This window comes from Streptomyces iranensis (genome assembly GCF_017874715.1).
GTDB classification, from domain to species: Bacteria; Actinomycetota; Actinomycetes; order Streptomycetales; family Streptomycetaceae; genus Streptomyces; species Streptomyces iranensis.
In genome coordinates, this window is sequence record NZ_JAGGLR010000005.1 from 279,289 (window position 1) to 303,501 (window position 24,213).

Sequence of the window (24,213 nt, forward strand, 5' to 3'; positions counted from 1 at the left end):
CGCGGTGGTACCGGGGGCGGCCAGTTGCGGGGCCGCGGTGTTGGTGGTGCCGTTGAAATGAAGGAGCCGGCACCCCCCCCCGCAGGGCCGAGAAGGGAAGCGACCATGGGCACCACCAACCGCAGCCTGCCAGCCGACGTGCTGGTGATCGGTTTCGGCAAGGGCGGCAAGACGGTGGCCGCCACGATGGGTGGACTCGGCAAGCGCGTGGTGCTGGTCGAGCGGTCGGCACGGATGTACGGCGGCACCTGCCCGAATGTCGGCTGTGTGCCGACCAAGGCACTGGTCCACCACTCCCGCAAGCGCCGGCCGGAGGATGTGCCCCAGGAGTGGTACGAGCGCTCCGTCGGCGAGGTGCAGGCGCTGACGAAGCAGTTCCGCGGTGACAACTACGACGGGCTGAACGGCATGGACACCGTATCGGTGATCACCGGGACCGCCGCGTTCACCGATCCGCACACCGTGCGCGTCGAGACCGCCGACGGCCCCCTGACGATCACCGCGGAGACGATCCTCATCAACACCGGATCGGAGCCGATCGTCCTCGACATCCCCGGCCTGCGGACCAGCCAGTACACCGTCACCAGCACCGAACTGATCGACTCCACCATCCTTCCGGAACGGCTGGCGATCATCGGCGGCGGCTACCTCGGCCTCGAATTCGCCTCCATCTACGGGCAGTTCGGCTCCGAGATCACCGTGCTCGAGGCGGCCCCGAAGGTGTTCGGCCTGGTGGATGACGACGTTGCCGCCGTCGCCGAGAGCATCCTGGTGGAGGAGCGCATCGAGATCGTCACGGGGGCCGACGTCACCGAAATCCGGGACGGCGAAGCATCCGCGACCGTCGTCTACGAGACGGACGGCCAACAGCACACGCTGGAAGCCGACGCCGTCCTGGCCGCCACCGGCCGCGCACCGGCCACCCGCGATCTGGCGCTGGACGCCGCCGGTGTGCGCACCACCGAGCGCGGCGCGGTCGAGGTCGATGAGCATCTGCGCACCAGCCGGCCGCACATCTTCGCCCTCGGAGATGTCAACGGCGGCCCGCAGTTCACCTATATCTCCCTCGACGACAGCCGTATCGTCCTCGACCAGCTGCTCGGCGAGGGCAAGCGCTCCACCGACGACCGGGTCGCCATCCCGCACACCGTCTTCATCACCCCGCCGCTGGCCACCGTCGGGCTCACCGAGAAACAGGCCCGCGCGGCCGGGCACCGGGTGAAGGTCGCGAGCCAGCCGGTCGCCGAGATCGTCGCCATGCCGCGTGCGTACATCGTCGAGGACACCCGTGGGGTGATGAAGTTCGTGCTCGACGCCGAGACCGACGAGATCCTGGGCGCCGCCCTGCTCAGCGTGGACGCGCAGGAAATCATCAACACCGTCGCGCTCGCCATGCGCCACGGCATCCGGGCGGCCGAGCTCCGCAACGCCGTCTACACCCACCCCACCTCCACCGAGGCCTTCAATGACGTCCTCGCGACGATCGTCCGATCCGACACATAGCGAGGCTTCGCAGACATCCATCGAGCGCACGGAGGGCGGCGTCGCCATGACCGACCTGGACACGCTGTCGGTGAACACGATCCGCGGACTGTGCATGGACGCGGTCCAGAAGGCGCATTCGGGGCACCCCGGAACGCCCATGGGGATGGCGCCCGTCGCATACACACTGTGGCAGCGGTTTCTGCGCTTCGATCCCGCCGATCCCATCTGGCCGAACCGCGACCGCTTCGTGCTCTCCGAGGGCCATGCCTCCGCCCTGCTCTGGTCGCTGCTGCACCTGACCGGCGTGCGTACGGTCGACCCCGAGTACGAGGTGCTGGGCCGTCCGGCGGTGACCCTCGACGATCTGAAGTCCTTCCGGCAGCTCGACTCGCGGTGCCCCGGCCACCCCGAGTACCGGTGGACGAGCGGCGTGGAGACGACCACCGGGCCGCTCGGTCAGGGCGTCGCCACCTCCGTCGGCATGGCGATCGCCGGTCAGTGGCTGGCGGCGAGGTACAACCGCGACGACTTCACGCTCTTCGACTTCGATGTGTACGCGCTCGCCGGGGACGGCTGCATGATGGAGGGCGTCTCCTCCGAGGCGGCCTCGCTCGCCGGACATCTGCAGCTGTCCAATCTGTGCTGGATCTACGACTCCAACCGGGTCACCATCGAGGGCCACACCGACATCGCCTTCACCGAGGACGTCGCCGCGCGCTTCCTGGCCTACGGCTGGAACGTGACCACCGTGGCCGACGCAGGCGACCTCGGCCGGATCGGCCGCGCCTTCCACTCCTTCCGCGCCGAGGCCGCGCGCCCGACCCTGATCCTCGTCCACAGCCACATCGGGTACGGCTCGCCGGTCGAGGACTCACCGAAAGCACACGGGTCACCGTTCGGGCCGGAGGGGGTCAAGGCCACCAAGCGCGCCCTCGGCCTGCCACCCGACGCCGACTTCCACATCCCCGACGGTGTGCCCGACTGGTTCGCACGGGGCATCGGCGCACGCGGTGGCCAGCTGCGCAGCCACTGGGAGAAGACGTTCGACGCCTACCGCGGCGCATACCCCGAGCTGGCCGACGAGTTGGAGCGGATCCAGCGCCGTGAGCTGCCGGACGGCTGGGAGACCGCGCTGCCCACCTTCCCGGCCGATCCGAAGGGCCTGGCGAGCCGCGACTCCTCGGGCCAGGTGCTGAACGCGGTGGCCAAGGCGGTGCCCTGGCTGCTCGGCGGATCCGCCGACCTGGCGCCGTCGACCAAGACCCGCCTCACCTTCGGCGGTGCGGGCGACTTCCAGCCGTATGACCACGCCGGGCGCAATCTGCACTTCGGCGTCCGGGAGCACGCGGCCGCCGCGGTGGCCAATGGGATGGCGCTGACGAAGCTCCGACCGTACTGGTCCGGGTTCCTGATCTTCTCCGACTACGCCAAGGCGGCCATTCGCCTCTCGGCGCTGATGGAGATCCCCACCGTGCACATCTTCACCCACGACTCCATCGGGGTCGGCGAGGACGGACCCACTCACCAGCCCGTCGAGCAGCTCGCGGGGCTGCGCGCCATGCCCGGACTGCTGGTGTTCCGCCCCGCCGACGCGAACGAGGTCGCCGAGACGTGGCGGGTGGTCGCCGGCCTCCGCCGGGCGCCGGCCGCGCTGGTCCTCTCCCGCCAGCCCCTGCCCACCCTCGACCGCGCCCGGCTCGGGGCGGCCACCGGTGTCGCGTGGGGCGCCTACGTCCTGGCGGACGCGGACCGGGGCGAGCCCGAGGTGATCCTGCTCGCCACCGGCTCCGAGGTGGCGCTGGCCCTGGCCGCGCACGAGGAGCTCACCGCCGGGGGCATCGCGTCCCGGGTGGTGAGCATGCCGTGCTGGGAGCTGTTCGACCGTCAGCCGCGCGAGTACCGCGACCAGGTGCTGCCGCCCGCGGTCACGCGCAGGGTCGCGGTGGAGGAGGCCTCCACGTTCGGCTGGGACCGGTACGTCGGCGCGGACGGGGCCGTGGTGGGAATGCACACCTTCGGCGCCTCCGCACCCCTCAAACAGCTGCTCACGAAGTTCGGATTCACCCCCGAGCGCGTCGCGCAGGTGGCGCGCGAGCTGGTGGCCCCGGGCTGAGCGGGCAACGACGCGACAGGAGAGCACATGGCTACCGACACCCCCATGCAGCTCGGCATGATCGGGCTCGGCCGGATGGGCGCGAACCTCGTACGCCGGCTGATGCGCGACGGCCACCGCTGTGTGGTCTACGACGTCAACGAAAGCGCCGTACAGGAAATGGAGGGCGAGGGCGCCGTCGCCGCCCGCTCGCTCGGCGACCTGGTGGCGAAGCTGGAGCCGCCACGGGCCGTGTGGCTCATGCTGCCCGCCGCCGTCGTACAGCCCACCCTCGACCAGCTCGCCGAGCTCCTCGACCCGGACGACGCCATCATCGACGGTGGCAACTCCTACTACCGCGACGACATCACCCGCGCGGCACAGCTCGTCCCGCACCGCATCCACTACCTGGACTGCGGAACCTCCGGCGGAGTCTGGGGACTTGAGCGCGGCTACTGTCTGATGATCGGCGGCGAGGACGGGCCCGTCGCCCGGCTCGACCCCATCTTCCGCACCATCGCGCCCGGCACCGGCTCCGCCGAGCCGACACCGAGCAGACACGGCGACGGGACAGCGCCCGAAGGCTATCTCCACTGCGGTCCGAACGGAGCCGGCCACTTCGTGAAGATGGTCCACAACGGGGTCGAGTACGGCATGATGGCCGCGATCGCCGAGGGGCTCAGCATCATCGACCACGCGGACGCCGGGCTGCGCAAGCGCGCCGCCGACGCGGAGACCACCCCGCTGCGCGAGCCGGAGGCGTACCAGTACGAGATCGACGTCGGCGAGGTGGCCGAGGTGTGGCGCCGCGGCTCGGTCGTGGGCTCCTGGCTCGTCGACCTCACCGCCGACGCGCTGGCCCGGTCGCCGCAGCTGGACGAGTTCACCGGGCGCGTCTCGGACTCCGGCGAAGGGCGCTGGACGGTACGGGCCGCGATCGACGAGGGCGTGCCCGCCGCCGTGATCAGCACGGCGCTCACCGACCGCTTCCAGTCCCGGGGCCTCGGCGAGTTCGCCGACCGGGCGCTGTCCGCCATGCGCAGCGAGTTCGGCGGACACGCCGAGAAGAGGAGCGGGCGATGACGGCACCGGACGACCATGTGATCGTGCTCTTCGGCGCCACCGGCGACCTCGCCAAGCGCAAGCTGCTCCCCGGGCTGTTCCACCTCGCCGCCGCGGGCCTGCTGCCCGACGGCTACCGCATCGTGGGCTCGGCCCCGCACCGGTCCGCGATGAGCGACGACGCGTTCCGCACCCACGCCCATGACGCGGTCGCCGCCTTCGGACGGTCCAAGCCGACCGGGCCGGTGTGGAAGTCCTTCGAGGAGTCGCTGTCGTTCGGCGCCGCCGACCCCGAGGATCCCGGCCCGCTGCTCGCGGCCGTACGGGCGGCGGAGGACTCCCTCGGCGGGCCGTCCCGCAGACTGTTCCACCTGGCCATTCCGCCCTCGGCGTTCGCGTCCACCATCGGCATGCTCGGCGACACGGACCTGGCCGAGAACGCGAAGGTGATCGTGGAGAAGCCCTTCGGCACCGATCTGGCGTCGGCGCGAGCGCTCAACGAGACGATCAACGCCGTCTTCGACGAATCCCGGGTCTTCCGCATCGATCACTTCCTCGGCAAGGAGTCGGTGGACAACATCCTCGCCCTCCGGTTCGCCAACGGCATGTTCGAGCCCAACTGGAACCGGGACCACATCAGTTATGTGCAGATCGATGTGCCCGAGACGCTCGGCCTGGAGGGCCGTGCCCACTTCTACGAGGGCACCGGAGCCTTCCGGGACATGATCGTCACCCATCTGATCCAGGTGCTCGGCATCGTGGCGATGGATCCACCGGTCTCGCTCGCCGCCGGGCCGTTGCGCGACGAGAAGGACAAGGTCTTCGAGGCGCTGCGCCCCATCGAGCCCGGGGATGTCGTGCGCGGCCAGTACGAGGGCTACCGCGACGAACCCGGTGTGGCCCCCGATTCGACGACCGAGACGTTCGCCGCGCTGCGGGTGGAGGTGGACAATTGGCGCTGGGCCGGGGTCCCGTTCCATCTGCGCTCCGGCAAGAACCTCGCACAGCGCCGCCAGGTGATCACCCTCGGACTGCGCGAACCGCCCCTGCGGATGTTCCCCACCGACCTCGCCGGCCAGGAGCGGAACCGGGGCAACAAGATCGTGATCGACTTCGGGGACCCCGGGTGGATCGCCGCCCGCTTCCTCACCAAGGAGCCCGGCCCCGCGATGCGGCTCGAACCGGCCACGATGGCCTTCGGCTACGCCGGGTCGTTCTGCGAGGAGAACGGGCTCGAGGGCTACGAACGCCTCATCCTGGACGCCATGCTGGGCGATCAGTCGCTGTTCACCCGGGCAGGCGGCATCGAACACATCTGGGCCGCGTCGACCCCCCTCCTGGAGAACCCCCCGCCGGTCCAGCCCTACGCCCCCGGCTCCTGGGGCCCCGAACCGGCCGTCGGCGAACTGATCGCGCCCTACCCGTGGTATCTGCCGGACGCCGCCGAGATCCTGCCCGGGACATCCGGTACGTCCGGGACGCCCGGAACCGGCACATGACCGATCCTCGCTGCCCATGGGCGCTGAGCTCCGCGGCGATGGGGGCGTACCACGACACGGAGTGGGGCCGCCCCTCGCGCGACGATCAGCACTTGTTCGAAATGCTGCTCCTGGAGGGCGCCCAGGCGGGGCTCTCCTGGGCGACCGTCCTGAACAAGCGGGAGAACTACCGCCGCGCCCTCGACGGGTTCGATCCCACGGTCATCGCCTCCTACGGCCAGTCGAAGCTGGACGAGCTGGTCGCCGACGACGGCATCATCCGCAACCGACTCAAGATCGCCTCGACGGTGACGAACGCCCGCGCCTTCCTCCAAGTGCGGGCAGCCTTCGGCTCGTTCGACACCTATCTGTGGGACTGGGTGAAGGGCACACCGATCGTGAACCACCCGGCGCCCGGCGACGGGCTGCCGGGCAGTACCGAGCTGTCCGACCGCATCGGCAAGGACCTCAAACGCCGTGGTTTCACCTTTGTCGGCACCACGATCGTCTACGCCTATCTCCAGGCGGTGGGAGTGGTGGACGACCATGTCGACGGCTGCCCCGCCAAATCGGGCTAGACGAGTGATGCCTGTTGGCCGTGGGTGGTCGAGAGCGGGCGCGGAGCGTGGTGAGGTGGCGCAGGCCGGTCAGCGAGGTCATCCCGGGCCTGACAAGCGGGTGTGCGGCGAGAGCGTCATGTTTCGCCGAAGGCGCGCCGGTAGGCGCCGGGTGTGGTGCCGAGGTGTGCCCTGAAGCGGCGGCGCAGGTTGACCGCCGAGGCGAGGCCGACCCGGGTGGCGATGGCTTCGACTGGCAGGTCGGTCTGCTCCAGCAGTACCCGGGCCGCGTTGACGCGCTGGGTGAGCAGCCACTGTCCCGGGCTGGTGCCGAGCTGTTCGGTGAACCGGCGGGCAAGCGTGCGGTTGGACAGTCCCGCGCGCTCGGCGAGGCGGTCGAGGGTCAGCCGGCTGCCGAGGTGCGCCGTGGCCCACTCCAGCACCGGCGCCAGGGATGCGTCCGCCTTGGCCGGTACGGGTGGTGTGGCGTACTGGAGCTGGCTGCCCTCGCGGTGCGGTGGCAGGACCATGCTTCGGGCGATCCGGGCGGCGTAGGCCGCGCCATGGTCCGTACGTATGAGGTGGAGGCACAGGTCGATACCCGCGCCGGTGCCGGCGCTGGTCGCCACGTCGCCGTGGTCCACGAAGAGCACGTTGGTGTCCACCCGCACCTCGGGGAAGGCGGCCGCGAGCCGGGCCGTGCTGCGCCAGTGGGTGGTGGCGCGGCGGCCGTCGAGCAGCCCGGTCCGGGCGAGGACGAACGCGCCCGTGCAGATGGCGACGATCCGCGCCCCGCGCGCGTGGGCGGCCCGCAGCGCCTCGGTGACGGCCGGTGACACCGGTGCGGCCCCCGGCTGCTGCCAGCCGGGGATGACCACGGTGTCCGCCTCCCGCACGGCGTCCAGCCCCGCATCGACGAGCATCGAGTAGCCGACGGTGGTCCGCAGGAGGCCGGGTCGCTCGGCGCAGACCCGGAAGCTGTAGCGGGCCGGCACCTCGGGTACGTCCGCGCCGAAGACCTCGGCGGCGCAGGCGACCTCGAAGGGCGACTGCGGCTCGGTGAGCAGGGCCACTATCCGGTGGAGGCTCATGGCAGGAATGTACCCGCGGGCGTCTTTCCGGACTCTGGGCCGGGGAGACCGGCCCCGGTCACAGTGGTCCCATGAGTGACACCACCGAAACGGAAGTGCTGAGGACCGCGGTCCAGGTGGACGGGGAGGCGGCCAGCTACCTGACCGTGGAGCGGGACGGCCCGGCCGTGCTGCTGCTGCACGGGACGTACTGGAGCCGGGTCTGGCTGCCGGTGGTGGCCCGTCTCGCCGACGCGGGGCTGCGGCCGCTCGCGGTGGACCTCCCCGGGCTGGGACGCTCCGGAGGCGAGCTCACCCCGGAAACGGCCACGGTCCCGGCCCTCGCGGACTGGGTGGCGCGATTCGCGTCCGCGGTGGGCATCCGTGGAGCGGTCCCCGTGGCGGGCCATGACATCGGCGGCGCCATCGCCCAGCATCTCCTCGTTCACGACCGGCTGGAGGTGTCCCGGCTGGCCCTGGTCAACTCGGTCACCTACGACTCCTGGCCGGCGCCCCACGTGGCCCGCTTCCGCGGCCCGGACGCCACCGCGGAGGACGTTCTCGCCGCCCGCCGACAGGCGGTGACGGCGGCGCTGGCCGGCGCCGCCACCGAGCAGCGCGTCGCGGACTACCTGGCCCCGTGGACCGACCCGCGGGTGCGCCGCTCCTGGACGGCCCTGGCGGGCGCGGCCGACAGCCGCCACACCCTCGACCTGGTACCCGCGCTGCGCCGGTCGACGACGCCCAAGCTGCTGCTCTGGGGCGAGGACGACGGCCACGAGAAGGTGGCGTACGCCGAGCGGTTCGCCGCGGAGGTGCCGCACACCACGCTCGTACGCATCCCCGACGCGGACCACATCCCCATGGAGAACGCGCCCGGCACCATCGCCCGCTCGCTCATCGGCTTCTTCGCCACCTAGGCATGTTTCCCGGCCCTCGGCCAGGCGTGGGGTGCCGGGCACGCGCGTCGATCGCGAACGGCCACCCGCGGGGCTACGGTGAGAGGGGGTTTCGCCGACACCCGGAGCGACATTGTGCGTGCCATCGTGATCGAGAAGTTCGGCGGACCGGAAGGCCTCGTCTACGCGGAGCTGCCGGAGCCCGAGCCCAAGGCCGGACACGTCGTCATCGACATCAAGGCGTTCGGCCTCAACCACGCCGAGATGCATATGCGCAGGGGCGAGTGGGCGGAGGCCGCGAAGGTCAGCGGGATCGAGTGCGTCGGGCTGGTGAAGGCGTGCCCCGGCGGTGAGTTCTCCGTCGGTACGAAGGTCGCCGCGCTGATGGGCGGTCTCGGACGCACCATCAACGGCAGCTACGCCGAATACACCCGGGCGCCCGCGTCGAACGTCGCCACCATCGAATCCGACCTGCCGTGGGCCGAGCTGGCCGTCGTCCCGGAAACCTACGCGACCGCCTGGACCTGCCTGTTCCGCAATCTGGAGATCGCGCCCGGCGAAACCCTGGTCATCCGGGGCGCCACCTCGGCCTTCGGCCAGGCCGCCGTCAACCTCGCGGTGAACGCCGGCGCACACGTCATCGGCACCTCCCGCAGCCGGGAGCGATTCGCACTGCTGGAACAACTCGGCGTGGAGCGCGCCGAGTTGGAGGGCCCTGAGCTCTCCGGGCGGATCCCCGAGGCCAAGCGCGTCGACGCGGTGCTCGACCTGGTGGGCAACAGCACCATCCTCGACTCCCTCGCCATGCTGCGCCGAGGCGGCCGCGCCTGCCTGGCGGGCTGGCTCGGCGGTCTCGATCCGATCAGGGACTTCAACCCCCTGCTGCAGATGGCAAGCGGCGTCTATCTGACCTTCTTCGGGAGCTTCGTCTTCGGGACGCCGGGCTTCCCGCTGTCCGATGTGCCGCTCCAGACGATCGCGGAGCAGGTGGCGGCGGGCCGCCTCCGGGCGAAGCCCTCGCGGGTGTTCCGCTTCGAGGACATCCATGAGGCACACCGTGTGATGGAGGCGGGCGAGGCCAAGGGCAAGATGGTGGTCGTCCTCGACTGAGCGCGGGCTGCCTCTGGCGGGGTAGTGCCACACATCGCCGACGCGGCCCCATGCCCACCAGCCGAAACACGTGACGCTACGCCGCGATGACGGCCGCCGTGGTGCGGCCGCCGTCGACGTCCAGCACGGTGCCGTGGACGAAAGCGGCCTCGTCGCCCGCGAGATAGACCGCCGCGTGCGCGATGGCCTCCGGACTGCCGACGCCCCCGGCCGGGGTGCCGTTCATCATGGCCTCGCCCGGGTGCGCCTCGCCGGGTACGGGAGTGTGGACCACTCCGGGAGAGATCGCGTTCACCCGCACACCGCGCGGGCCGAACTCGGCGGCCCAGGCCCGCGTCAGGGTCTCCATCGCGCCCTTGCTGGAGCTGTAGAGCGCGCCGATGGGGATGCCCAGCCGGGCGATCCACGACCCCAGGTTGATGATCGCCCCGCCACCGGCCTCGGCCATCGCCGGAGCGATCGCGGCGGTCAGGAAGAACGGCGCCTTCACATTCACCGCGTAGACCTGGTCGAAGGACTTCTCGTCGGTGTCCGCGGTGCTGTCACCGGGGTAGATCCCGGCGTTGTTGACCAGGACGTCGATGCCTCCGCCCAGAACGGACCCCGCCTCCTCGGCCAGGGCGCGGGAGGCCGCCGCGCTTCCGTCCAGATCCGCCTGTACGAAGTCGGCCCGGCCGCCCCGCGCGCGAATGGCGTCGACCACCTCCGTACCCCGCTCCGCGCTGCGGCCGGACACCACCACATGCGCGCCCTCGGCGGCGAACCGCTCCGCGATCGCCCGCCCGATGTTGCTGGTCGCACCGGTCACCAGCGCCCTCTTGCCCTGCAGCCGTCCACTCATCACGCACTCCCGCACGCTCGTTCACCGCACCATGGATGCCCCGCATGTCCGCCGGGGCCATGCCACTGTGCGAAGAAAAAAATGGACTTGCAAGTCCAGTATCCGGGGCCGCTCGGGCCGCCGCGGTGCGCTCATCGGTGGCCGCTCAGACCGCCGCGGCGCGCCGCAGATCCCCGATGCCCTGATCGAGCGCGGCCCGCAGATGGTCGGCCCGGCCGGTCGACTGGAGGATCAGCACACCGCCCTGGATGCCCGCCAGCAGGGCGGCCGCGCGGTGCTCGACATCCAGCTCGGCGGGCAGCTGCCCGGCCGTCTGGAGGGCCCGGATGCCGGTGGCCAGGCTCTCCTGCCACTGCCGCATCAACGTCACCACGACATCCCGTGCGCCCGGGGTGGAGCGGCCCAGATGGAGGACCAGCGAGCCCAGCGGACACTCCTCACCCTGCTCCGCATAGCGCTTGACCACCTGGTCGCGCCACCGCTGCCACGCCTCCCAGGAGTCCAGGCAGCCCAGATACGGCTGCTGGTCCTCCAGGACCTGGTCGGCCTCGTGGTGCGCGACCGCCAGCAGCAGTTCGTCCTTCCCCTCGGGGAAGTAGTGGAACAGCTGGCTCTTGCTGGTGCGCGTGCGCGCCATGACGTCGTCGAGCGTGGCCACCGACACGTCCTTCTCGCGCAGCACCGCGGCCGCGCCCTCGATGATCCGGTTCCGGGTGGCCTTCCCCTTCGCCGTCAGCTCCTTGTGCATGGCGCCCCTCTCGATTGGACCGGCTGGTCCAGCCTATTGCGCCTCTGGTGCCGGCCAGAGCGCCCGCGCGGCCCCGGGCAGGCCGTCGACCGCGTCCGGGCCGAGCGTGGCGAGCTGGAGGATGTAGCCGGGCACCGTGGAGGTGATCAGTTGGGCGAGTGAGTCCGTCGCGGCGTCCGGCGGCAGATGGCCGAAGTCCTGATGCTCCCGCACGATGGCGGCGAGGTCGGCCGTCGCCTCGGTGAGGGCGGTCCGGAGCCGCTCGGCGAGCGCCGGGTTGCGCAGGGATTCGGACCAGGTCAGTAGCGCGATGGCGGCGAATCCGTTCTCCGCGTGCTTCGCCCTGATGACCTCCAGGAGATCGGCGATCGCCTCGCCGACCCCGGCGGCGGGCCTGCGCTCGGCCTGGCGGCGGGCCTCGTGCACCACCTCGGCCAGGTTCTCCTCCGCGATCGCGATGATCATGTCCTGCTTGCTGGGGAAATACCGGTAGATCGACCCCGAGGACACCCCGGCCTCGGCGAGCAGATCCTGCATCGACGTCTCATGGAAACCGTCCCGGACGAAGCAGCGCCTCGCCGCGGTCAGGATCTCCGCTCTGCGGGCGTCGAGGTACTCCTGGCTCACCTTCGGCATGGCGCCAGGCTACCGCAAAAGTGATCGATCGTTCGCCTTCCTCTTGACAGCGGATGGCGGGCGGGGCAGTGTGGCGAAATAAGAGAACGGTCATTCGTTTTTTTAGACAGGAGAACGCTTGTGGCGACAGCCAGTGGAGTCGTGCCCCGGGTCGCGCATGATGTCGCTCGCGCCCTGAAGGACGGCGGCGTCGACCGGGTCTTCCTGATCACCGGTGGTGATCTGTGGCTCTGGCGCGCCCTGCGCGATCACGGCATCGAGATGTGCCTGGCCCGCAGCGAGGCCGCGTCCGTGGTGATGGCCGATGCCTACGCCCGGGTCACCGGCAGGCCCGCCGTCGTGTACGGGCAGTGGGGGCCGGGAGCGGCGAACGTCGCCGCCGCGCTCGCGGACGCCCGGTGGGCCCACAGCCCGCTCGTGGCGCTCACCAGCACCGTCTCGACGCGGGTCGAGTACAAATACGAGTACCAGGAGCTCGACCAGCCGCCCATGTTCCAGTCGGTGACGAAGTGGCAGGCGCGGGTCGCGCGGGCGGACCGCGCCGGTGAACTCGTCGCCCAGGCGTTGCGCGTCGCGGGCGCGGGGGCCCCGGGTCCGGTGCACATCGACATCCCGTGCGACCTCCTCGCCGCCGAAGCGGCACCGTCCGACAACCTCGCGGCGGAAGCCGCACCGACGCACGCCGACGCCACCTGCACGCTGATCCGTCGCCCGACCCCGCCGGCTCCCTCGGCCGCCGCCGTGGCCGATATCGCCGACCGCCTCGCCCGGAGCCTGCGACCGGTGCTCCTGGCCGGCAACGGGGTCCTGACCGCCGACGCCGCCGAAGACCTCACCCGACTCGCGGAAACCGCGGGTGTTCCGGTCCTCACGACCCTGGGCGGGAAGGGTTCGATCGCCGAGAACCATCCGCTGTCGGTCGGCGTGGCGGGACGCTACGCGAGCAAGGTGGCGAACGAGATCGCGCGCGAGGCCGACTTCGTCCTCGCGATCGGCACCGACCTCGGCGGCCTCGCGACCGACACCTACACCCTGCCCTCGGCGGACGCGGACGTGGTCCAGGTCGACGTAATGGCAGAGCACATCGGCCGGACCCGCGCGGTCGGCGCGGGAGTGGTCGCCGACGCGGGCGAGCTGTGCCGAGCCCTTGCGGTGGCGGCGCCCTCGGAGTCCGGCAACCGTGCGCACCACACATGGCGCGAGGCGGTGCGGAGCAGATGCGCGGCCTGGCAGCAGGCGTTCCATGCCGTCGCGCGCCGCCCCGCCGCCGGGCATGTCCGGCCCGAAGCCGTCGTGGCCATCCTGCGCGAGCTGGCGGACGACCGTGATCTGCTCGTCGCGGACACTGGGTTCATGGGGGCCTGGGGAGGCGCGCTGTTTCCCGTCCACGCGCCCGGCCGGACGTTCCTGCGCGCCGCCGGCACGCTCGGCTGGGCGTTCCCGGCGGTCCTCGGGGCACAGCTCGCGACGGGGGCGGAACGCCGTGCGTTCGCGCTCGTGGGCGACGGTGGCTTCGGCTACCACGTCGGGGACCTGGAGACCGCGCTGCGGCTGGACATTCCCGCGGTGACCATCGTCCTGAACAACGCGAGCCTCGCCTACGAACACGTCGGGTTCAAGCACGCCCTCGGCGGGGAGCCCGTGTCGGAGGTCTGCGACTTCCTCGACGTCGACCACGCCAAGCTCGCGGCGGCGTACGGGGTGTTCGCGGCCCGCGTCGACTCGGCCGGCGCCTTCCGGAGCGCCCTGGAGAAGGCGATCGCCACTGCCCGCCCGGCGCTGATCGACGTCGTCGTCAGCAAGGAGCGCGTCGCTCCGGTCACCACCTTCGACACCCGGCTGATCAGGGACGTCTGATCTCGTCGTCGTGCTCGTTGTCGTGGAAGAGAGTCGCGGAAGAGAGGAGATGGCCATGCGGCTGCCGCTGCTCCATCGTGAGGAACTGGCCCCGGAACAGCGGGGTCTGTACGACGCCTTCGACGCCATGGTGAAGGCCGACGAATACGCGGGATTGGAGGTCCGCGACGCCGGGGGAGCGTTCGTCGGACCGTGGGGGGGTGATGCTCCACTTCCCGGAGCTGGGACAGGCGCTCGCCCGGTTCATCGACCTCGCCCAGCGGCTTCCCGGACTCTCCGAGCGGGCCCGACAGGTCGTCGTCCTGACGATCGGAGCGCGCTTCGACGTGGCGTACGAGCTGTACGCGCACGCCCGGCTGGGGGCGCGGGCCGGGCTGCGGCCGAATCAGGTGGCCACGCTGTGCGCGGGCGGCCGCCCGTCCGGCCTCACCGAGGAGGAGGTGCTCGCGGCCGACGTCGCGACCGCCCTGACCGGGCCAGGCTCCCTGCCAGGGCCGCTGTACGACACGGCCGTCAGGACGCTGGGGCAGGAGGCCCTCGACGCGATCGTCTTCGTGACCGTCCACTACCTGGCGTTGGGAGTCGTCCTCAACGCGTACGACGTGCCGGCGGGAAGCCCGGCCCCGCGGAAGTAGCCCCGCAAGGAGGAGAAACCCCATGTTCGAGGACCCCGAGGACTTCGGGACGTTCGGCCGCTACGTGGAGACACCGGTCGACGCCATGCCACCGGAGATGCGCGGCGCGTACGAGTACACCCGGCGGTTGCGCGGCCTGGTGCCCGGCCCGCACAAGATCTGGCTGGCCAACCCCCGGCTGCTGACGGCGATCGTGCCGACGGGTGCGTACTTCCAGACGGACTCGTCGCTGTCCAAGGCGGAGATCGAGATTGTCACGAACGTCGTCACCGGCCACTGGCGCTCGGCCTACGCCGCCTACGAGCACGAGAAGATCGGCGTGGCGCTGGGCGGCCTTGACCCGACGAAGGTGGCGGCCATCGTCGCCGGCCGTCCCACCTCCTTCGACGACCTACGGCAGCAGCTCGTGTACGAACTCGCGTCATCGCTGGTGGGACGGCGTGTCGTTCCCGTCGGGCTGTACCGCCGGGCCAAGGAGACGATCGGCGACGCGGGCATCGTCGACGTCACCGTGCTGATGGGCTGGTTCACCGGTGTGTCGCTGACCCTCGCCGCGTTCGACGTGCCGTCGAACGCGGTCGGCCTGGACCAGTGAGACCCCGAGGAAGGACGACCATGGAAACCGCAACTCTGCACACCGTCGCCGAGTTCCCCGAGCACTCCTTCCTGGAGAACCTCGCGGTGCGAAGCGACAACTCGATCGTCGTGACATCGCTCAACCACAAGCAGCTGTGGCTGATTCCGGCTTCCGGCGCGGCGGACACCCGGGTCGAGCCGATCCTCCTGCACACCTACGACCACCTCGTCTCGGCGGTCGTGGAGACCGAGCCGGATGTGTTCCACGTGGCCCTCAGTGACGGCTACACCACACACGCGTCGTATCTGAGCCGAGTCGATCTGCGGGGCCGGCTACCCGGCGCCGCCCCCGCGGTCGAGACGGTCCTCACCTTCGACTCCCGGGTGCGGGCCCTGAACGGGGGCTGTGCGATCGCTCCCGGTGTCCTGCTGCTGGCCGACTGCTTCGGCGGCTTCGTCTGGCGTGTCGACCTGTCCGCCGCCGGCGGCCCGGCGGTCGCCGACGTCTGGCTCGCCCACCCGAGCATGGAGCACGACCCGCTCAGCACCATGAGGCCGCTCCAGCCGGGCATCAACGGTGTGCGTTATGCGGAGCGGACCCACCACCTGTACTACACCTCCACGGCGCAGCGGTTGTTCATGCGGGTGCCGGTCGACCCCGACACCCTCGACCCGGCCGGAGCGCCGGAGCATGTCGGTGGTGGCACGATGGCCGACGACTTCTGCCTCGACGAGGACGCGGGCGTTGCCTACGTCACCACGCACCGTCAGAACACCCTCGACCGTGTGCTGCTGGACGGGCCGCCGGACCAGCCCCGGGACATCGTCATCGGCGACCCCCTGGACCTGCGCCTCCTGGGGCCGTCGAGCATCGCCTGGGGGCGCGGGCCCGGTGAGTACGGACGCGTGGCCTACCTCATCACCGACGGCGGGACCACCGCACCGCCTCCGGACGGCCGTGCGCGCCGCTCGAGGGTCCTGCGCATGGAACTACCGCGCTAGATGTCTTCGATCACACGATGCGAAACTGTCCTGCCGGGTACGTACCCGGCAGGACAGTGTTCCGACTGGCGAGCAGTGGATTACCTGCGGACGATCCGGAACGTCGGGTTCGCGCGGGTTCCGCGGGTGTCCACCTGATAGGTACCAGTGGGCACCTTGTACGATCCCATCTGGAAAATGTCGCGCCCCTTCTTGCCCTGGACATACACCAATTTGCCGACCTTGATCGAAGGCCGCCAACGAGTGCAGTGGCCAGGGGCGATCGCGTTGGTGTGCGCGTTTGTGGTGAAGGCGACGAACGAACTGTAGCCACTCGCGTGGTTGCAGACACGCATCTTACCGGCGGCCGCCGGCGCGGCCGAGGCGGCTGGAGCGGTCACGGCGAACGCGCCGGCAATACCGGCCAGACCCATTGCACCGAAAGCGATACGCCGAACGAACTGGTTACTCACAGCATCTCCATCGTGTCGGAAAACGACTCGATTGCCACCTTGTCCGGCGGCAGTAATGACCGACTAACCAGCACCTAACGTTCGCTGCCGTATGACTAACGTGCCGCCGCCGAAAACATCAAAGAGGTCGTCAACGAGGTCGGCAGCCCGGACCGTCACCCGGGGGTATCGGCCAGTTCGGCGGCCTCCTGCCGCAGGGCGTGTGCCACCGCGTTCGCCGATGCCGTGGCGGGGCTCGGCGCGTGTACGAGGCTGACGCGTCGCCACTCCTCCGCCACGCCCTCGACGGCGACGAGACGCACACCGGGCGGGACGGCGGGAAGCAGTGCCGGCGGGGCCGTGGTGATGCCCGCCCCGGCCGCCACCAGATGCAGCTTCGTCAGCCAGTCGCGGACGGTGTGGCGGACCCGGGGCCGTCCCGGCAGCCCCGGCCAGACACCGAGCAGCGGCTCCTCCGCGACGGCCGGGCTGGCGATCCACGGCTCGTCCGCGATCTCCTCGGCCGTGACGCTGTCGCGTCCGGCGAACCGGCCGCTCGCCGCCACCGCCACGGCCAGCCGGGTCTCGAACAGCGGCTCCACACGCAGCGGCGGGGCATCGGTGTCGGGGGAGCGGTGGGGTGGCCTGGACGACAGCACGGCGACATCGAGTGTGCCGGTGCGCAGCGCCCGTACCAGCGATGGTGTGGTGCCCTCCCGTGTGCTCACCCGGATCCGGGGGTGCTCCCGGCGCAGGGTGGCCAGCGCACGGGACACGATCACCGCTCCGGCGGTGGGGAAGAACCCGAGCCGGACCGGGCCGTCCTCCGCCTCGGCCCCGCGCAACTCACGGTCGGCCGCGTCGAGCGCGTCCAGCGCGACCACGGCGTGCCGCAGCAGGGCGCGCCCCTCGGTGGTCAGCCGCACACCGCCCGGGTGGCGGTCGAAGAGCCGGGCACCGGCCGCCTGCTCCAGCGCGGCCACCTGTCGGGAGACGGCCGACTGGGTGTACCCGAGTGTCTCCGCCGCGGCGGTGATCGTGCCCCGCTCCGCCACCTCGCGCAGCACCCGCAGCCCGACCAGGGTCATGTCCATGAACGCACGTCCATGCGCACGCAGCATACCGGCCATGCGAGACATTCGTTGGCGGAATGTCGTGGGTGTTCCTAGCGTGATGGGCACACCACAGCAGAACGGAAACGACACACCATGCCTCTGGTCAACATCTACCTGCGCGAGGGCACCACCCCGGAGTACCGCCGGAATGTCTCGCTGGGCATCCACCGGTCCATGGTGGACGTCCTGAAGATCCCGCAGGACGACCAGTTCCACCTCATCCACGAACTCAAGCCCGAGAACGTCCAGACGCAGCCGGTGTTCTTCGGCATCCGCCGCGGCGACCGCACGATGTTCATCCAGCTCTTCTTCAACGACCGCGATCCCCAGCAGAAGGCGGAGCTGTTCGCGGCCATCCGCGGCAACCTCCGGCTGTACGCGGACGTCCCCGAGGAGGACATCCTCCTGTGCGCGGTCGAGACGAACAGCGAGAACTGGTGGGCGGCCGGGCGGACCGTCAACCCCCGGACGGGCTACGACGAGCGCATGGACATCGATTGACCATCGAGGAGCGAACGGAGCCGCGGGCCGGGCGCTCACGGCGCCCGGCCCGGGGGAGGGACGGCGGGATCGCCGCCCCTCCCCCCTGCGCTGTCCTGGCTACAGACCGACGTCGCGGCCGCGGATGTCGTCCAGCGACTCACGCCGGACCAGCAGCCGCGCCCTGCCGTCGGCCACGGCGACCACCGGCGGGCGGCCGACCAGGTTGTAGCCGGACGCCATGGAGAGGTGGTACGCGCCCGCCACCGGCACCGCGAGCAGATCGCCGGGGCGGACGTCGCCCGGCAGCTCCGCCTCGCCCGCCAGCACGTCCCCGGCCTCGCAGTGGCGTCCGGCCACGGTGGCGGGGGCGAGCGGCGCCGTGGTGGCGCGGCCCACGAGCCGGGGCGCGTAGCGCACTCCGTACAGCGCCGGGCGGGGGTTGTCGCTCATCCCGCCGTCCACGGCCACGAAGGTGCGGTGTCCGGTGCGCTTGACGGCCAGGACCCGGTACAGCGCGACCCCGGCCGGTCCGACGACGGCTCGGCCCGGTTCGATGATCAGCCGTGGCACGGGCAGCCCGGCCGCCGCGCAGCTGTCGGCCAGTTCGGCGCGCAGCCGGGGCCCGAGGGCGGCGATGTCGAGGGCGGGCTCGCCGGGGCGGTAGGCGATGCCGTGCCCACCGCCCATATCCAGCTCGGGGAGGGTGACCCCGTGCTGGTCCCGGACCCTCGCCAGCAGCCCGACCATGCGCCGTACCGCCGCCAGATAGGGCTTGGCGGAGGTGATCTGGGAGCCCAAGTGGCAGTGCAGGCCGACCAGTTCCAGGCGCGGCTGGTCGAGGATCCGGGCGATGGCGTGATGCGCCGAGCCATCGGTGAGCGACAGACCGAACTTCTGGTCGTCGGTGCCGGTACGGACCTTGGCGTGGCCGCCCGCGGCGATGCCCGGCGCGACCCGGACCATGACCTTCTGACGGCTGCCCCCGGGCACGGCGACGGCCAGCCGGGCGATCTCCGAGGGGCTGTCGATGACGATGCGCCCGACCCCGAGGCGCAGGGCGGCCTGGAGGTCGTACGGGCTCTTGGCGTTGCCGTGCAGCACGATGTGCTCGGGCGGGAAACCGGTGGTGACCGCGAGCTCCAGCTCACCGGCCGAGCACACGTCCAGGCCCAGGCCCTCCTCCTCCGCCCAGTGCGCCATCGCGCGGCACAGGAACGCCTTGGCGGCGTAGAGGACGGCGGCCTCCGGGAAGGCCTCCCGGTAGACGCGGCAGCGGGCCCGCACCTCGGCCTCGTCGAGGAGGTACACCGGGGTGCCGAAACGGTCCGCGAGCTCGGTGAGCGACACTCCGCCGACGGCCAGGTCGCCGTCGTCGAGCGGGACGGTGGAGCCGGGCCAGACGGAGAGCGCGCCGTCGCGGCGCGTGGTGCGGGGTGTGCGTGGCCCGGTGCCCGGGACCAGCGGCGTGACCATGGCGTCCTCCCTCAGCCGAGCCATGCGCCGAGGCCCCCGACGAGGGCGGCGGCCCCCGCCACGCGCACGGCGCGGACCGCTCCCGCGAGTACGGAGTCGTGGTGGCGCTCCGGCTCCGGCGGTGCGATCTCGCGGACCGCGAGCCGCGGGTCCACGGTGAGCGAGGTGGCGCCGAGCGGCTCGGCGAGGGCGCGCAGCGCCGGTTCGCCGAGCCGGATCCACGGCTGCCGGGCACCGAGGACCGCGGCCAGCCGCCCCCGGGTGGAGAAACCGACGGCGGTACGGCCGCCACGGGGCGTACGGAAGAGGCGCACGGCGCAGCCGACGGGTCCCGGCCGGACGGGGACGTACAGGACGCGTCCGGCCGGGACGGGTTCGTCGGGCTCGGGGTCGTCTCCGTACAGACGGTCGTTCATGACGTGCCTCCAGGGGCGAGAGGAGCCCCGGACCGGACAGTGGGTCCGGGGCCGGAACAGGACGCTAATTCCCGCACCCTGGGGTGGGCCCATGTCCCTGACGGGACACTGACGCGAGAACGCCAAGTCTTGACGCGCCGCTGGCACCCACCACCTCCGGTGGCCCTTCCCCCACCCCGCCCCTCCCCACAACCGGGGCTCCGCCCCGGCCCCCGGTCCTCAATCGCCGGACGGGCTGGATTGCCGCAGCCCGGTCCTCCGCGCCGGGCCTGGGTCCTCAATCGCCGGACGGGCTGGATTGCGGCAGCCCGGTTCTCCGCGCCGGGCCTGGGTCCTCGATTGCTGGGCGGGCTGGATTGCGGCAGCCCGGTTCTCCGCACCGGGCCTGGGTCCTCAATCGCCGGACGGGCTGGATTGCCGCAGCCCGGTTCTCCGCGCCGGGCCTGGGTCCTCGATTGCTGGGCGGGCTGGATAGCTGCAGCTCAGTGCTCCGTCCCGAGCCCGGGTCTTCCTTCGCTGGCGGGGTGGGTCGCCGCAACCTGGGGCTCGTTCCCAGCCCCTGGTCTTCGGTCGCCGGACGGGAGGGCACAGCCGCAGCCCAGGGCCCGGCCCCGGGCTTCTTGTCCGGTGTGCGGGTGGGGTGAATCCAGCCCGTCCGGCGATTGAGGACACGCCCGGAGGGCGTTCGGGGGGCAGGGGGCGGAGCCCCTGGTTCGGGGAGGGGCGGGTAGGGGAAACTCTGCGTCCGCGTCGCCGCTTTGGGGATCCGCGCACCACGCACCCGCAGGACTTGGCACGGTGGGACCATGACGAGCATTGATCCGGACACACCGCCCACGGACACCCCCGAGAACACCCAGCGGCCCCGCCGCGTGCCCGTGGCGCAGGCCATGCGGGGCGCCGCCCAGCAGTTGGGGGAGTTGTTGGGCACCGCGCCGGAGGCGGTTTCCGCGATGCAGCCGACGCCGGACGGATGGGTGGCCGACGTGGAGGTGGTGGAGCTGGTGCGGGTGCCGGAGACCATGACCATCATGGCCACCTACCGTGTGACCCTCGACTCACAGGGCCAACTCCTCGGCTATGAGCGGCAACACCGCTACGCCCGGGGTCAGCTCGACCGCGGGCGTTAGACGCCGGAGCCGGACCAGGCACGGCCGTTCTTTTGCCGGGTTTCCTCCTGCGGCCCCGCGCCGGTGATGTCCGCGGCGCGGGGCCGTTCCATGCCCGCGCGCCCATGTGTCACCCGTGCCGACATCGGTGAACGCCGCCGCCACCGCGCCCGTATCAGACGCGGACAGGCGACCGAGCGCGACCGAGAGGAAGCACACGTGACCGTGATGACGCAGACCGGCGGGCTGCCTGCCACCGCATCGACCGGTTCAGGGACCGGAAGCCTCTTCGACATCCTCGAACTCATCCTGGACCGTGGCCTCGTCATCGACGTGTTCATCCGGGTCTCCCTCGTCGGCATTGAGATCTTGAAGATCGACATCCGGATCGTGATCGCCAGCGTGGACACGTATCTGCGCTTCGCCGAGGCGTGCAACCGCCTCGACCTGGAATCGGGCCGCAAGGCCCCGGACAAGCTGAGCGACATCGTCGGCAACATCGTCGAGGGCGGCGCCCGGGGCAAGACCGAGGGAGCGATCAGCGGGGCCCTCGGGGCCATCAGCGATGTCTTCGACCGCGACGACGACAAGGACAAGTGACCATGTCGACCACGTCCCCGGCTCCGGCTCCCGGTCCGTCCCTCTACATCTACGCGATCACCGGGTCCGATCATCCGCTGCGGCTGGAGGGACTGCGGGCCGTGGGCGGCGTGTCCGGCGTTCTGCGCGCGGTCACCGGCGGGCCGCTGGCCTGCGTGGTGAGCCCGGCGCCACCGGAGCTGCGCCCCAAGCGCCGTGATCTCGCCGCCCACCAGGAGGTCCAGGAGCGGCTGATGGCGGACGGCGCGGTACTGCCGATGCGGTTCGGCATGCTGGCGCCCGACGACGCCGGGGTGGTGGCGGCGCTGGACGGCAGGCGCGCCGAATACGTCCGCAGGCTCGAGGAGTTGCACGCCACCGCGGAGTTCAACCTGAAGGCGGCCCGTTCGCAGGACGACCTGCTGCGGGAGGTGCTCACCGAGTCCGACGACGCCCGGCGCCTCAACGAGCGCACCCGCGACGGCGGTGGCACCTACGCGGACCGGGTGGCCCTCGGCGAGCTGGTCGCACGTCAACTGGACGTGCGACAGGGGCTGTTGGCCGACCAGGTCGTCGGGCGGCTGTCGGAGATGGCCCGCGGCAAAGTGGTGGCCGCCCCGGCCGGGGAGGACTTCCTCAACGCCTCGTTCCTGGTGGAGCGGGGGCGCGCCGAGGAGTTCTCCCGGGCCGCGCGGCAGCTCGCGCAGGGCTACGGAGAGGGCTACGACTTCCGGCTGCGCGGCCCCTTGCCGCCGTACAGCTTCGTGGCCTGAGGGCGGGGGTGCCATGGGACTGCTGACCGGGCTGCTCACCTTTCCGCTGGCGCCGGTGCGCGCCACCGTCTGGGCCGCCGAGCAGATGGCCGCGGCCGCCGAGCGCGAGTACTACGACCCGGCGCCGGTCCGGCGCGCCCTCGCCGAACTGGAGCAGGATCTGCTGGCCGGGCGGATCGACGAGGACGCGTACGACCGCCGCGAGGACGAGTTGCTCGACCGGCTGGCACAGCCGGAACGCCGGGAACGGCCGGACGAGCGGAGACGAGCCCCGTGACGACGACAGAACCGGTGGCGGGCGGGCTGGGCCCGCCACGCCTGCCCGCCACCCCGTACGGTCAGGGCGCCGAGGGCGCCCCGTCGCTCGCCGACATCCTGGAGCGGGTCCTGGACAAGGGCGTGGTGATCGCGGGCGACATCCGCATCAACCTGCTGGACATCGAGCTGCTCACCATCAAGCTCCGGCTGCTCGTGGCCTCCGTCGACAAGGCGAAGGAGATGGGCATCGACTGGTGGGAGCACGATCCGTCGCTGTCCTCCCGCGCCCGCACCCGGGCCGTACAGGACGACGACGCAGAGCGGTCCCTCACCGAGGAGAACGCCCGGCTGCGCGCCGAGATCGCGGCGTTGCGGGCACGGGCCGAGGACAGGAGCGTGGACGGTTGACCGAGAGCGCACAGCGACAGCACATGGTGTACGCCTACGCGGTGCTGCGCCCCACCCCGGAGGCCGCGCGGGCGGTGGCCGTACTGCGCGGGGTCGCGGACGAGCAGGTGGGACTCGTGGAGACCGGCGATCTGGCGGCGGCCGTAGGCCCGGTCCCGGCCGAGGAGTTCGAGGAGGGCGCGCTGAAGGCGGGCCTGGAGGAGCTGCCCCGGCTGGAGGCGCTGGCCCGCGGTCACCACGGGGTGGTGGCGGGGCTGGCCCCGCTCGGCGCCGTACTGCCGCTGCGGCTGGCCACCGTCTACCGGGACGAGGACCGGGTGCGGCAGGTGCTCCAGGAGCGCCGCGACCAGTTCCTGCCGCTGCTGGAACGGCTCGCCGGGCATGTCGAATGGGGCGTCAAGGTCTACACCGATCCCACCGATCCCACCGATCCCACCGATCCCACCGACCCCACCGGCTCCCTGGCGAGTGACGCGGCGGTGCCCGCCGGGGCCACGGGCGGGGCCATGGGCGGGGAGGAGGCCCTCAGTCCGGGCCGGGCCTATCTCGCCGCCCGCCGCCGACGGCGGCGCGGCGCCGAGGAAGCCTGGCAGACGGCGGCCCGGACGGCCGCGCGCATCGCCGAGGAGGCCGGGTGCCTGGCGGTGGGCAGGGTCGCCCACCAGCCGCAGCGCGGCGAACTCGCCCAGATGCCCGGTGGCGGGACGGCGGGTGGCGGGAAGCCCGGTGGCGAGAACATCGCCAACGACGCGTATCTGGTGTCCGCCGACCGCGCCGAGGAGTTCCGCTCCCGCGTCCTGGCCGCCGCCGAGGGGCAGCCCGGGGTGCGCGTCGAGGTGACCGGCCCCTGGGCGCCGTACTCCTTCGCCCTTCCGCCCGAGCCGGCCGCCCGGCCGGAGCCCGTATGAGCGGCGCGCTGGACGAGGAGGACGCGCGGGCGCTCGCGGGCCGCGAGGTCGCCTTGATCGACCTGCTGGACCGGCTGCTCCAGGGCGGGGTCGTGCTCGCCGGTGACCTCGTCCTGTCCATCGCGGACGTCGATCTCGTACGGATCGATCTGCGCGCGGTCATCGCTCCGGTCGACGCCGAACACCCCGCCCCGCTGCCGCTCTGACGCAAG

27 protein-coding genes are annotated in these 24,213 nt (G+C 71.6%); 19 read left to right on the forward strand and 8 right to left on the reverse strand.

Annotated elements, in window-relative coordinates:
- Window positions 1-105: 105 nt before the first annotated feature.
- The 5 genes from J2Z30_RS11225 to J2Z30_RS11245 are packed head-to-tail and all read left to right on the forward strand — an operon-like array spanning window position 106 to window position 6,695.
- Window positions 106-1,503: an FAD-dependent oxidoreductase gene (locus J2Z30_RS11225; protein WP_044568853.1), complete on the forward strand. Its 1,398-nt coding sequence runs from the start codon at window positions 106-108 to the stop codon at window positions 1,501-1,503.
- Between the two features lie 46 nt (window positions 1,504-1,549).
- On the forward strand, window positions 1,550-3,598 hold the full coding sequence (tkt, locus tag J2Z30_RS11230) for a transketolase (RefSeq protein ID WP_044568851.1): 2,049 nt from the start codon (window positions 1,550-1,552) through the stop codon (window positions 3,596-3,598).
- 27 nt (window positions 3,599-3,625) lie between these two features.
- A complete protein-coding gene (gnd, locus tag J2Z30_RS11235) occupies window positions 3,626-4,660 on the forward strand; it encodes a phosphogluconate dehydrogenase (NAD(+)-dependent, decarboxylating) (protein WP_044568850.1) in 1,035 nt (344 codons plus the stop codon).
- Window positions 4,657-6,138 (forward strand): glucose-6-phosphate dehydrogenase, encoded by a 1,482-nt coding sequence (gene zwf / locus J2Z30_RS11240; RefSeq protein WP_044568849.1) that lies wholly within the window; start codon window positions 4,657-4,659, stop codon window positions 6,136-6,138. The genes gnd and zwf overlap by 4 nt, the downstream gene beginning before the upstream one ends.
- Entirely contained in the window at window positions 6,135-6,695 is a 561-nt protein-coding gene (locus J2Z30_RS11245) for a DNA-3-methyladenine glycosylase I (RefSeq protein WP_044568848.1), read from the forward strand. Before zwf ends, J2Z30_RS11245 begins: the two co-directional genes overlap by 4 nt.
- A 116-nt stretch (window positions 6,696-6,811) precedes the next feature.
- Here J2Z30_RS11245 and J2Z30_RS11250 read toward each other — a convergent pair whose 3' ends face one another.
- Window positions 6,812-7,765, reverse strand: a complete 954-nt coding sequence (locus J2Z30_RS11250) for a GlxA family transcriptional regulator (RefSeq protein WP_044568846.1) — start codon at window positions 7,763-7,765, stop codon at window positions 6,812-6,814.
- 71 nt (window positions 7,766-7,836) lie between these two features.
- On the opposite strand from J2Z30_RS11250, the gene J2Z30_RS11255 reads away from it, so the two are divergent.
- A complete protein-coding gene (locus J2Z30_RS11255) occupies window positions 7,837-8,664 on the forward strand; it encodes an alpha/beta fold hydrolase (RefSeq protein WP_044568844.1) in 828 nt (275 codons plus the stop codon).
- Window positions 8,665-8,778: 114 nt separating this feature from the next.
- Window positions 8,779-9,753, forward strand: coding sequence for a zinc-binding alcohol dehydrogenase family protein (locus tag J2Z30_RS11260; protein ID WP_044568842.1), 975 nt, complete (start codon window positions 8,779-8,781; stop codon window positions 9,751-9,753).
- 76 nt (window positions 9,754-9,829) lie between these two features.
- Here the strand turns inward: J2Z30_RS11260 and J2Z30_RS11265 are convergent, their stop codons facing one another.
- The 3 genes from J2Z30_RS11265 to J2Z30_RS11275 all read right to left on the reverse strand — a co-directional run bounded on the left by J2Z30_RS11265 (window position 9,830) and on the right by J2Z30_RS11275 (window position 11,978).
- A complete protein-coding gene (locus tag J2Z30_RS11265) occupies window positions 9,830-10,594 on the reverse strand; it encodes an SDR family NAD(P)-dependent oxidoreductase (RefSeq protein ID WP_044568841.1) in 765 nt (254 codons plus the stop codon).
- Between the two features lie 145 nt (window positions 10,595-10,739).
- Complete coding sequence (locus J2Z30_RS11270; RefSeq protein WP_044568840.1) at window positions 10,740-11,342, reverse strand: TetR/AcrR family transcriptional regulator; 603 nt, start codon at window positions 11,340-11,342, stop codon at window positions 10,740-10,742.
- A 33-nt stretch (window positions 11,343-11,375) separates the two neighbouring features.
- Window positions 11,376-11,978: a TetR/AcrR family transcriptional regulator gene (locus tag J2Z30_RS11275; protein WP_044568839.1), complete on the reverse strand. Its 603-nt coding sequence runs from the start codon at window positions 11,976-11,978 to the stop codon at window positions 11,376-11,378.
- A 120-nt stretch (window positions 11,979-12,098) separates the two neighbouring features.
- Between J2Z30_RS11275 and J2Z30_RS51325 the strand changes: the two genes are divergently transcribed.
- The 4 genes from J2Z30_RS51325 to J2Z30_RS11295 all read left to right on the forward strand — a co-directional run bounded on the left by J2Z30_RS51325 (window position 12,099) and on the right by J2Z30_RS11295 (window position 16,048).
- The gene (locus J2Z30_RS51325) at window positions 12,099-13,835 is read left to right on the forward strand and encodes a thiamine pyrophosphate-binding protein (protein WP_078956546.1); all 1,737 of its coding nucleotides are present in this window, start codon (window positions 12,099-12,101) and stop codon (window positions 13,833-13,835) included.
- Window positions 13,836-14,035: 200 nt separating this feature from the next.
- The gene (locus tag J2Z30_RS11285) at window positions 14,036-14,470 is read left to right on the forward strand and encodes a carboxymuconolactone decarboxylase family protein (RefSeq protein ID WP_209468641.1); all 435 of its coding nucleotides are present in this window, start codon (window positions 14,036-14,038) and stop codon (window positions 14,468-14,470) included.
- 22 nt (window positions 14,471-14,492) lie between these two features.
- Complete coding sequence (locus J2Z30_RS11290) at window positions 14,493-15,065, forward strand: carboxymuconolactone decarboxylase family protein (RefSeq protein WP_044568834.1); 573 nt, start codon at window positions 14,493-14,495, stop codon at window positions 15,063-15,065.
- 20 nt (window positions 15,066-15,085) lie between these two features.
- The gene (locus J2Z30_RS11295; protein WP_044568833.1) at window positions 15,086-16,048 is read left to right on the forward strand and encodes a hypothetical protein; all 963 of its coding nucleotides are present in this window, start codon (window positions 15,086-15,088) and stop codon (window positions 16,046-16,048) included.
- An 80-nt stretch (window positions 16,049-16,128) separates the two neighbouring features.
- On the opposite strand, the gene J2Z30_RS11300 is transcribed toward J2Z30_RS11295, so the two are convergent.
- Window positions 16,129-16,500 carry a hypothetical protein gene (locus J2Z30_RS11300; RefSeq protein WP_209468642.1) on the reverse strand — a complete coding sequence of 124 codons (372 nt, stop codon included), beginning with the start codon at window positions 16,498-16,500 and terminating at the stop codon, window positions 16,129-16,131.
- 155 nt (window positions 16,501-16,655) lie between these two features.
- Entirely contained in the window at window positions 16,656-17,573 is a 918-nt protein-coding gene (locus J2Z30_RS11305; RefSeq protein ID WP_044581195.1) for a LysR family transcriptional regulator, read from the reverse strand.
- A 114-nt stretch (window positions 17,574-17,687) separates the two neighbouring features.
- Here J2Z30_RS11305 and J2Z30_RS11310 point away from each other — a divergent pair, with 114 nt between their 5' ends.
- The gene (locus J2Z30_RS11310; protein ID WP_044568831.1) at window positions 17,688-18,095 is read left to right on the forward strand and encodes a tautomerase family protein; all 408 of its coding nucleotides are present in this window, start codon (window positions 17,688-17,690) and stop codon (window positions 18,093-18,095) included.
- A 99-nt stretch (window positions 18,096-18,194) separates the two neighbouring features.
- Here J2Z30_RS11310 and lysA read toward each other — a convergent pair whose 3' ends face one another.
- Together lysA and J2Z30_RS11320 are read right to left on the reverse strand one after the other, a co-directional pair.
- The gene (gene lysA, locus J2Z30_RS11315) at window positions 18,195-19,550 is read right to left on the reverse strand and encodes a diaminopimelate decarboxylase (RefSeq protein WP_245387861.1); all 1,356 of its coding nucleotides are present in this window, start codon (window positions 19,548-19,550) and stop codon (window positions 18,195-18,197) included.
- Between the two features lie 11 nt (window positions 19,551-19,561).
- Window positions 19,562-19,966 carry an SAV_915 family protein gene (locus J2Z30_RS11320; protein ID WP_044568830.1) on the reverse strand — a complete coding sequence of 135 codons (405 nt, stop codon included), beginning with the start codon at window positions 19,964-19,966 and terminating at the stop codon, window positions 19,562-19,564.
- 806 nt (window positions 19,967-20,772) lie between these two features.
- Here J2Z30_RS11320 and J2Z30_RS11325 point away from each other — a divergent pair.
- From J2Z30_RS11325 to J2Z30_RS11355, 7 genes are all read left to right on the forward strand, one after another.
- Window positions 20,773-21,096 carry a gas vesicle protein GvpO gene (locus J2Z30_RS11325; protein WP_052701291.1) on the forward strand — a complete coding sequence of 108 codons (324 nt, stop codon included), beginning with the start codon at window positions 20,773-20,775 and terminating at the stop codon, window positions 21,094-21,096.
- 207 nt (window positions 21,097-21,303) lie between these two features.
- A complete protein-coding gene (gvpJ, locus tag J2Z30_RS11330) occupies window positions 21,304-21,675 on the forward strand; it encodes a gas vesicle protein GvpJ (protein ID WP_078957276.1) in 372 nt (123 codons plus the stop codon).
- A 2-nt stretch (window positions 21,676-21,677) separates the two neighbouring features.
- Window positions 21,678-22,427, forward strand: coding sequence for a GvpL/GvpF family gas vesicle protein (locus J2Z30_RS11335; RefSeq protein WP_044568829.1), 750 nt, complete (start codon window positions 21,678-21,680; stop codon window positions 22,425-22,427).
- Window positions 22,428-22,440: 13 nt separating this feature from the next.
- On the forward strand, window positions 22,441-22,704 hold the full coding sequence (locus tag J2Z30_RS11340; protein WP_044568828.1) for a gas vesicle protein GvpG: 264 nt from the start codon (window positions 22,441-22,443) through the stop codon (window positions 22,702-22,704).
- Window positions 22,701-23,093 (forward strand): gas vesicle protein, encoded by a 393-nt coding sequence (locus J2Z30_RS11345; protein ID WP_052701289.1) that lies wholly within the window; start codon window positions 22,701-22,703, stop codon window positions 23,091-23,093. Before J2Z30_RS11340 ends, J2Z30_RS11345 begins: the two co-directional genes overlap by 4 nt.
- Complete coding sequence (locus J2Z30_RS11350) at window positions 23,090-24,001, forward strand: GvpL/GvpF family gas vesicle protein (protein WP_245387862.1); 912 nt, start codon at window positions 23,090-23,092, stop codon at window positions 23,999-24,001. The genes J2Z30_RS11345 and J2Z30_RS11350 overlap by 4 nt, the downstream gene beginning before the upstream one ends.
- The gene (locus J2Z30_RS11355; RefSeq protein WP_044568826.1) at window positions 23,998-24,207 is read left to right on the forward strand and encodes a gas vesicle protein; all 210 of its coding nucleotides are present in this window, start codon (window positions 23,998-24,000) and stop codon (window positions 24,205-24,207) included. The genes J2Z30_RS11350 and J2Z30_RS11355 overlap by 4 nt, the downstream gene beginning before the upstream one ends.
- Window positions 24,208-24,213: the final 6 nt, after the last annotated feature.

Bases quoted from the DNA above. Each gene is read 5' to 3' on its own strand.
- J2Z30_RS11225 (WP_044568853.1), top strand. From the start codon at position 106: ATGGGCACCACCAACCGCAGCCTGCCAGCCGACGTGCTGGTGATCGGT.
- tkt (WP_044568851.1), top strand. From the start codon at position 1,550: ATGACCGACCTGGACACGCTGTCGGTGAACACGATCCGCGGACTGTGC.
- gnd (WP_044568850.1), top strand. From the start codon at position 3,626: ATGGCTACCGACACCCCCATGCAGCTCGGCATGATCGGGCTCGGCCGG.
- zwf (WP_044568849.1), top strand. From the start codon at position 4,657: ATGACGGCACCGGACGACCATGTGATCGTGCTCTTCGGCGCCACCGGC.
- J2Z30_RS11245 (WP_044568848.1), top strand. From the start codon at position 6,135: ATGACCGATCCTCGCTGCCCATGGGCGCTGAGCTCCGCGGCGATGGGG.
- J2Z30_RS11250 (WP_044568846.1), bottom strand. From the start codon at position 7,765: ATGAGCCTCCACCGGATAGTGGCCCTGCTCACCGAGCCGCAGTCGCCC.
- J2Z30_RS11255 (WP_044568844.1), top strand. From the start codon at position 7,837: ATGAGTGACACCACCGAAACGGAAGTGCTGAGGACCGCGGTCCAGGTG.
- J2Z30_RS11265 (WP_044568841.1), bottom strand. From the start codon at position 10,594: ATGAGTGGACGGCTGCAGGGCAAGAGGGCGCTGGTGACCGGTGCGACC.
- J2Z30_RS11270 (WP_044568840.1), bottom strand. From the start codon at position 11,342: ATGCACAAGGAGCTGACGGCGAAGGGGAAGGCCACCCGGAACCGGATC.
- J2Z30_RS11275 (WP_044568839.1), bottom strand. From the start codon at position 11,978: ATGCCGAAGGTGAGCCAGGAGTACCTCGACGCCCGCAGAGCGGAGATC.
- J2Z30_RS11290 (WP_044568834.1), top strand. From the start codon at position 14,493: ATGTTCGAGGACCCCGAGGACTTCGGGACGTTCGGCCGCTACGTGGAG.
- J2Z30_RS11295 (WP_044568833.1), top strand. From the start codon at position 15,086: ATGGAAACCGCAACTCTGCACACCGTCGCCGAGTTCCCCGAGCACTCC.
- J2Z30_RS11305 (WP_044581195.1), bottom strand. From the start codon at position 17,573: ATGGACATGACCCTGGTCGGGCTGCGGGTGCTGCGCGAGGTGGCGGAG.
- J2Z30_RS11310 (WP_044568831.1), top strand. From the start codon at position 17,688: ATGCCTCTGGTCAACATCTACCTGCGCGAGGGCACCACCCCGGAGTAC.
- lysA (WP_245387861.1), bottom strand. From the start codon at position 19,550: ATGGTCACGCCGCTGGTCCCGGGCACCGGGCCACGCACACCCCGCACC.
- J2Z30_RS11320 (WP_044568830.1), bottom strand. From the start codon at position 19,966: ATGAACGACCGTCTGTACGGAGACGACCCCGAGCCCGACGAACCCGTC.
- J2Z30_RS11325 (WP_052701291.1), top strand. From the start codon at position 20,773: ATGACGAGCATTGATCCGGACACACCGCCCACGGACACCCCCGAGAAC.
- gvpJ (WP_078957276.1), top strand. From the start codon at position 21,304: ATGACGCAGACCGGCGGGCTGCCTGCCACCGCATCGACCGGTTCAGGG.
- J2Z30_RS11335 (WP_044568829.1), top strand. From the start codon at position 21,678: ATGTCGACCACGTCCCCGGCTCCGGCTCCCGGTCCGTCCCTCTACATC.
- J2Z30_RS11340 (WP_044568828.1), top strand. From the start codon at position 22,441: ATGGGACTGCTGACCGGGCTGCTCACCTTTCCGCTGGCGCCGGTGCGC.
- J2Z30_RS11355 (WP_044568826.1), top strand. From the start codon at position 23,998: ATGAGCGGCGCGCTGGACGAGGAGGACGCGCGGGCGCTCGCGGGCCGC.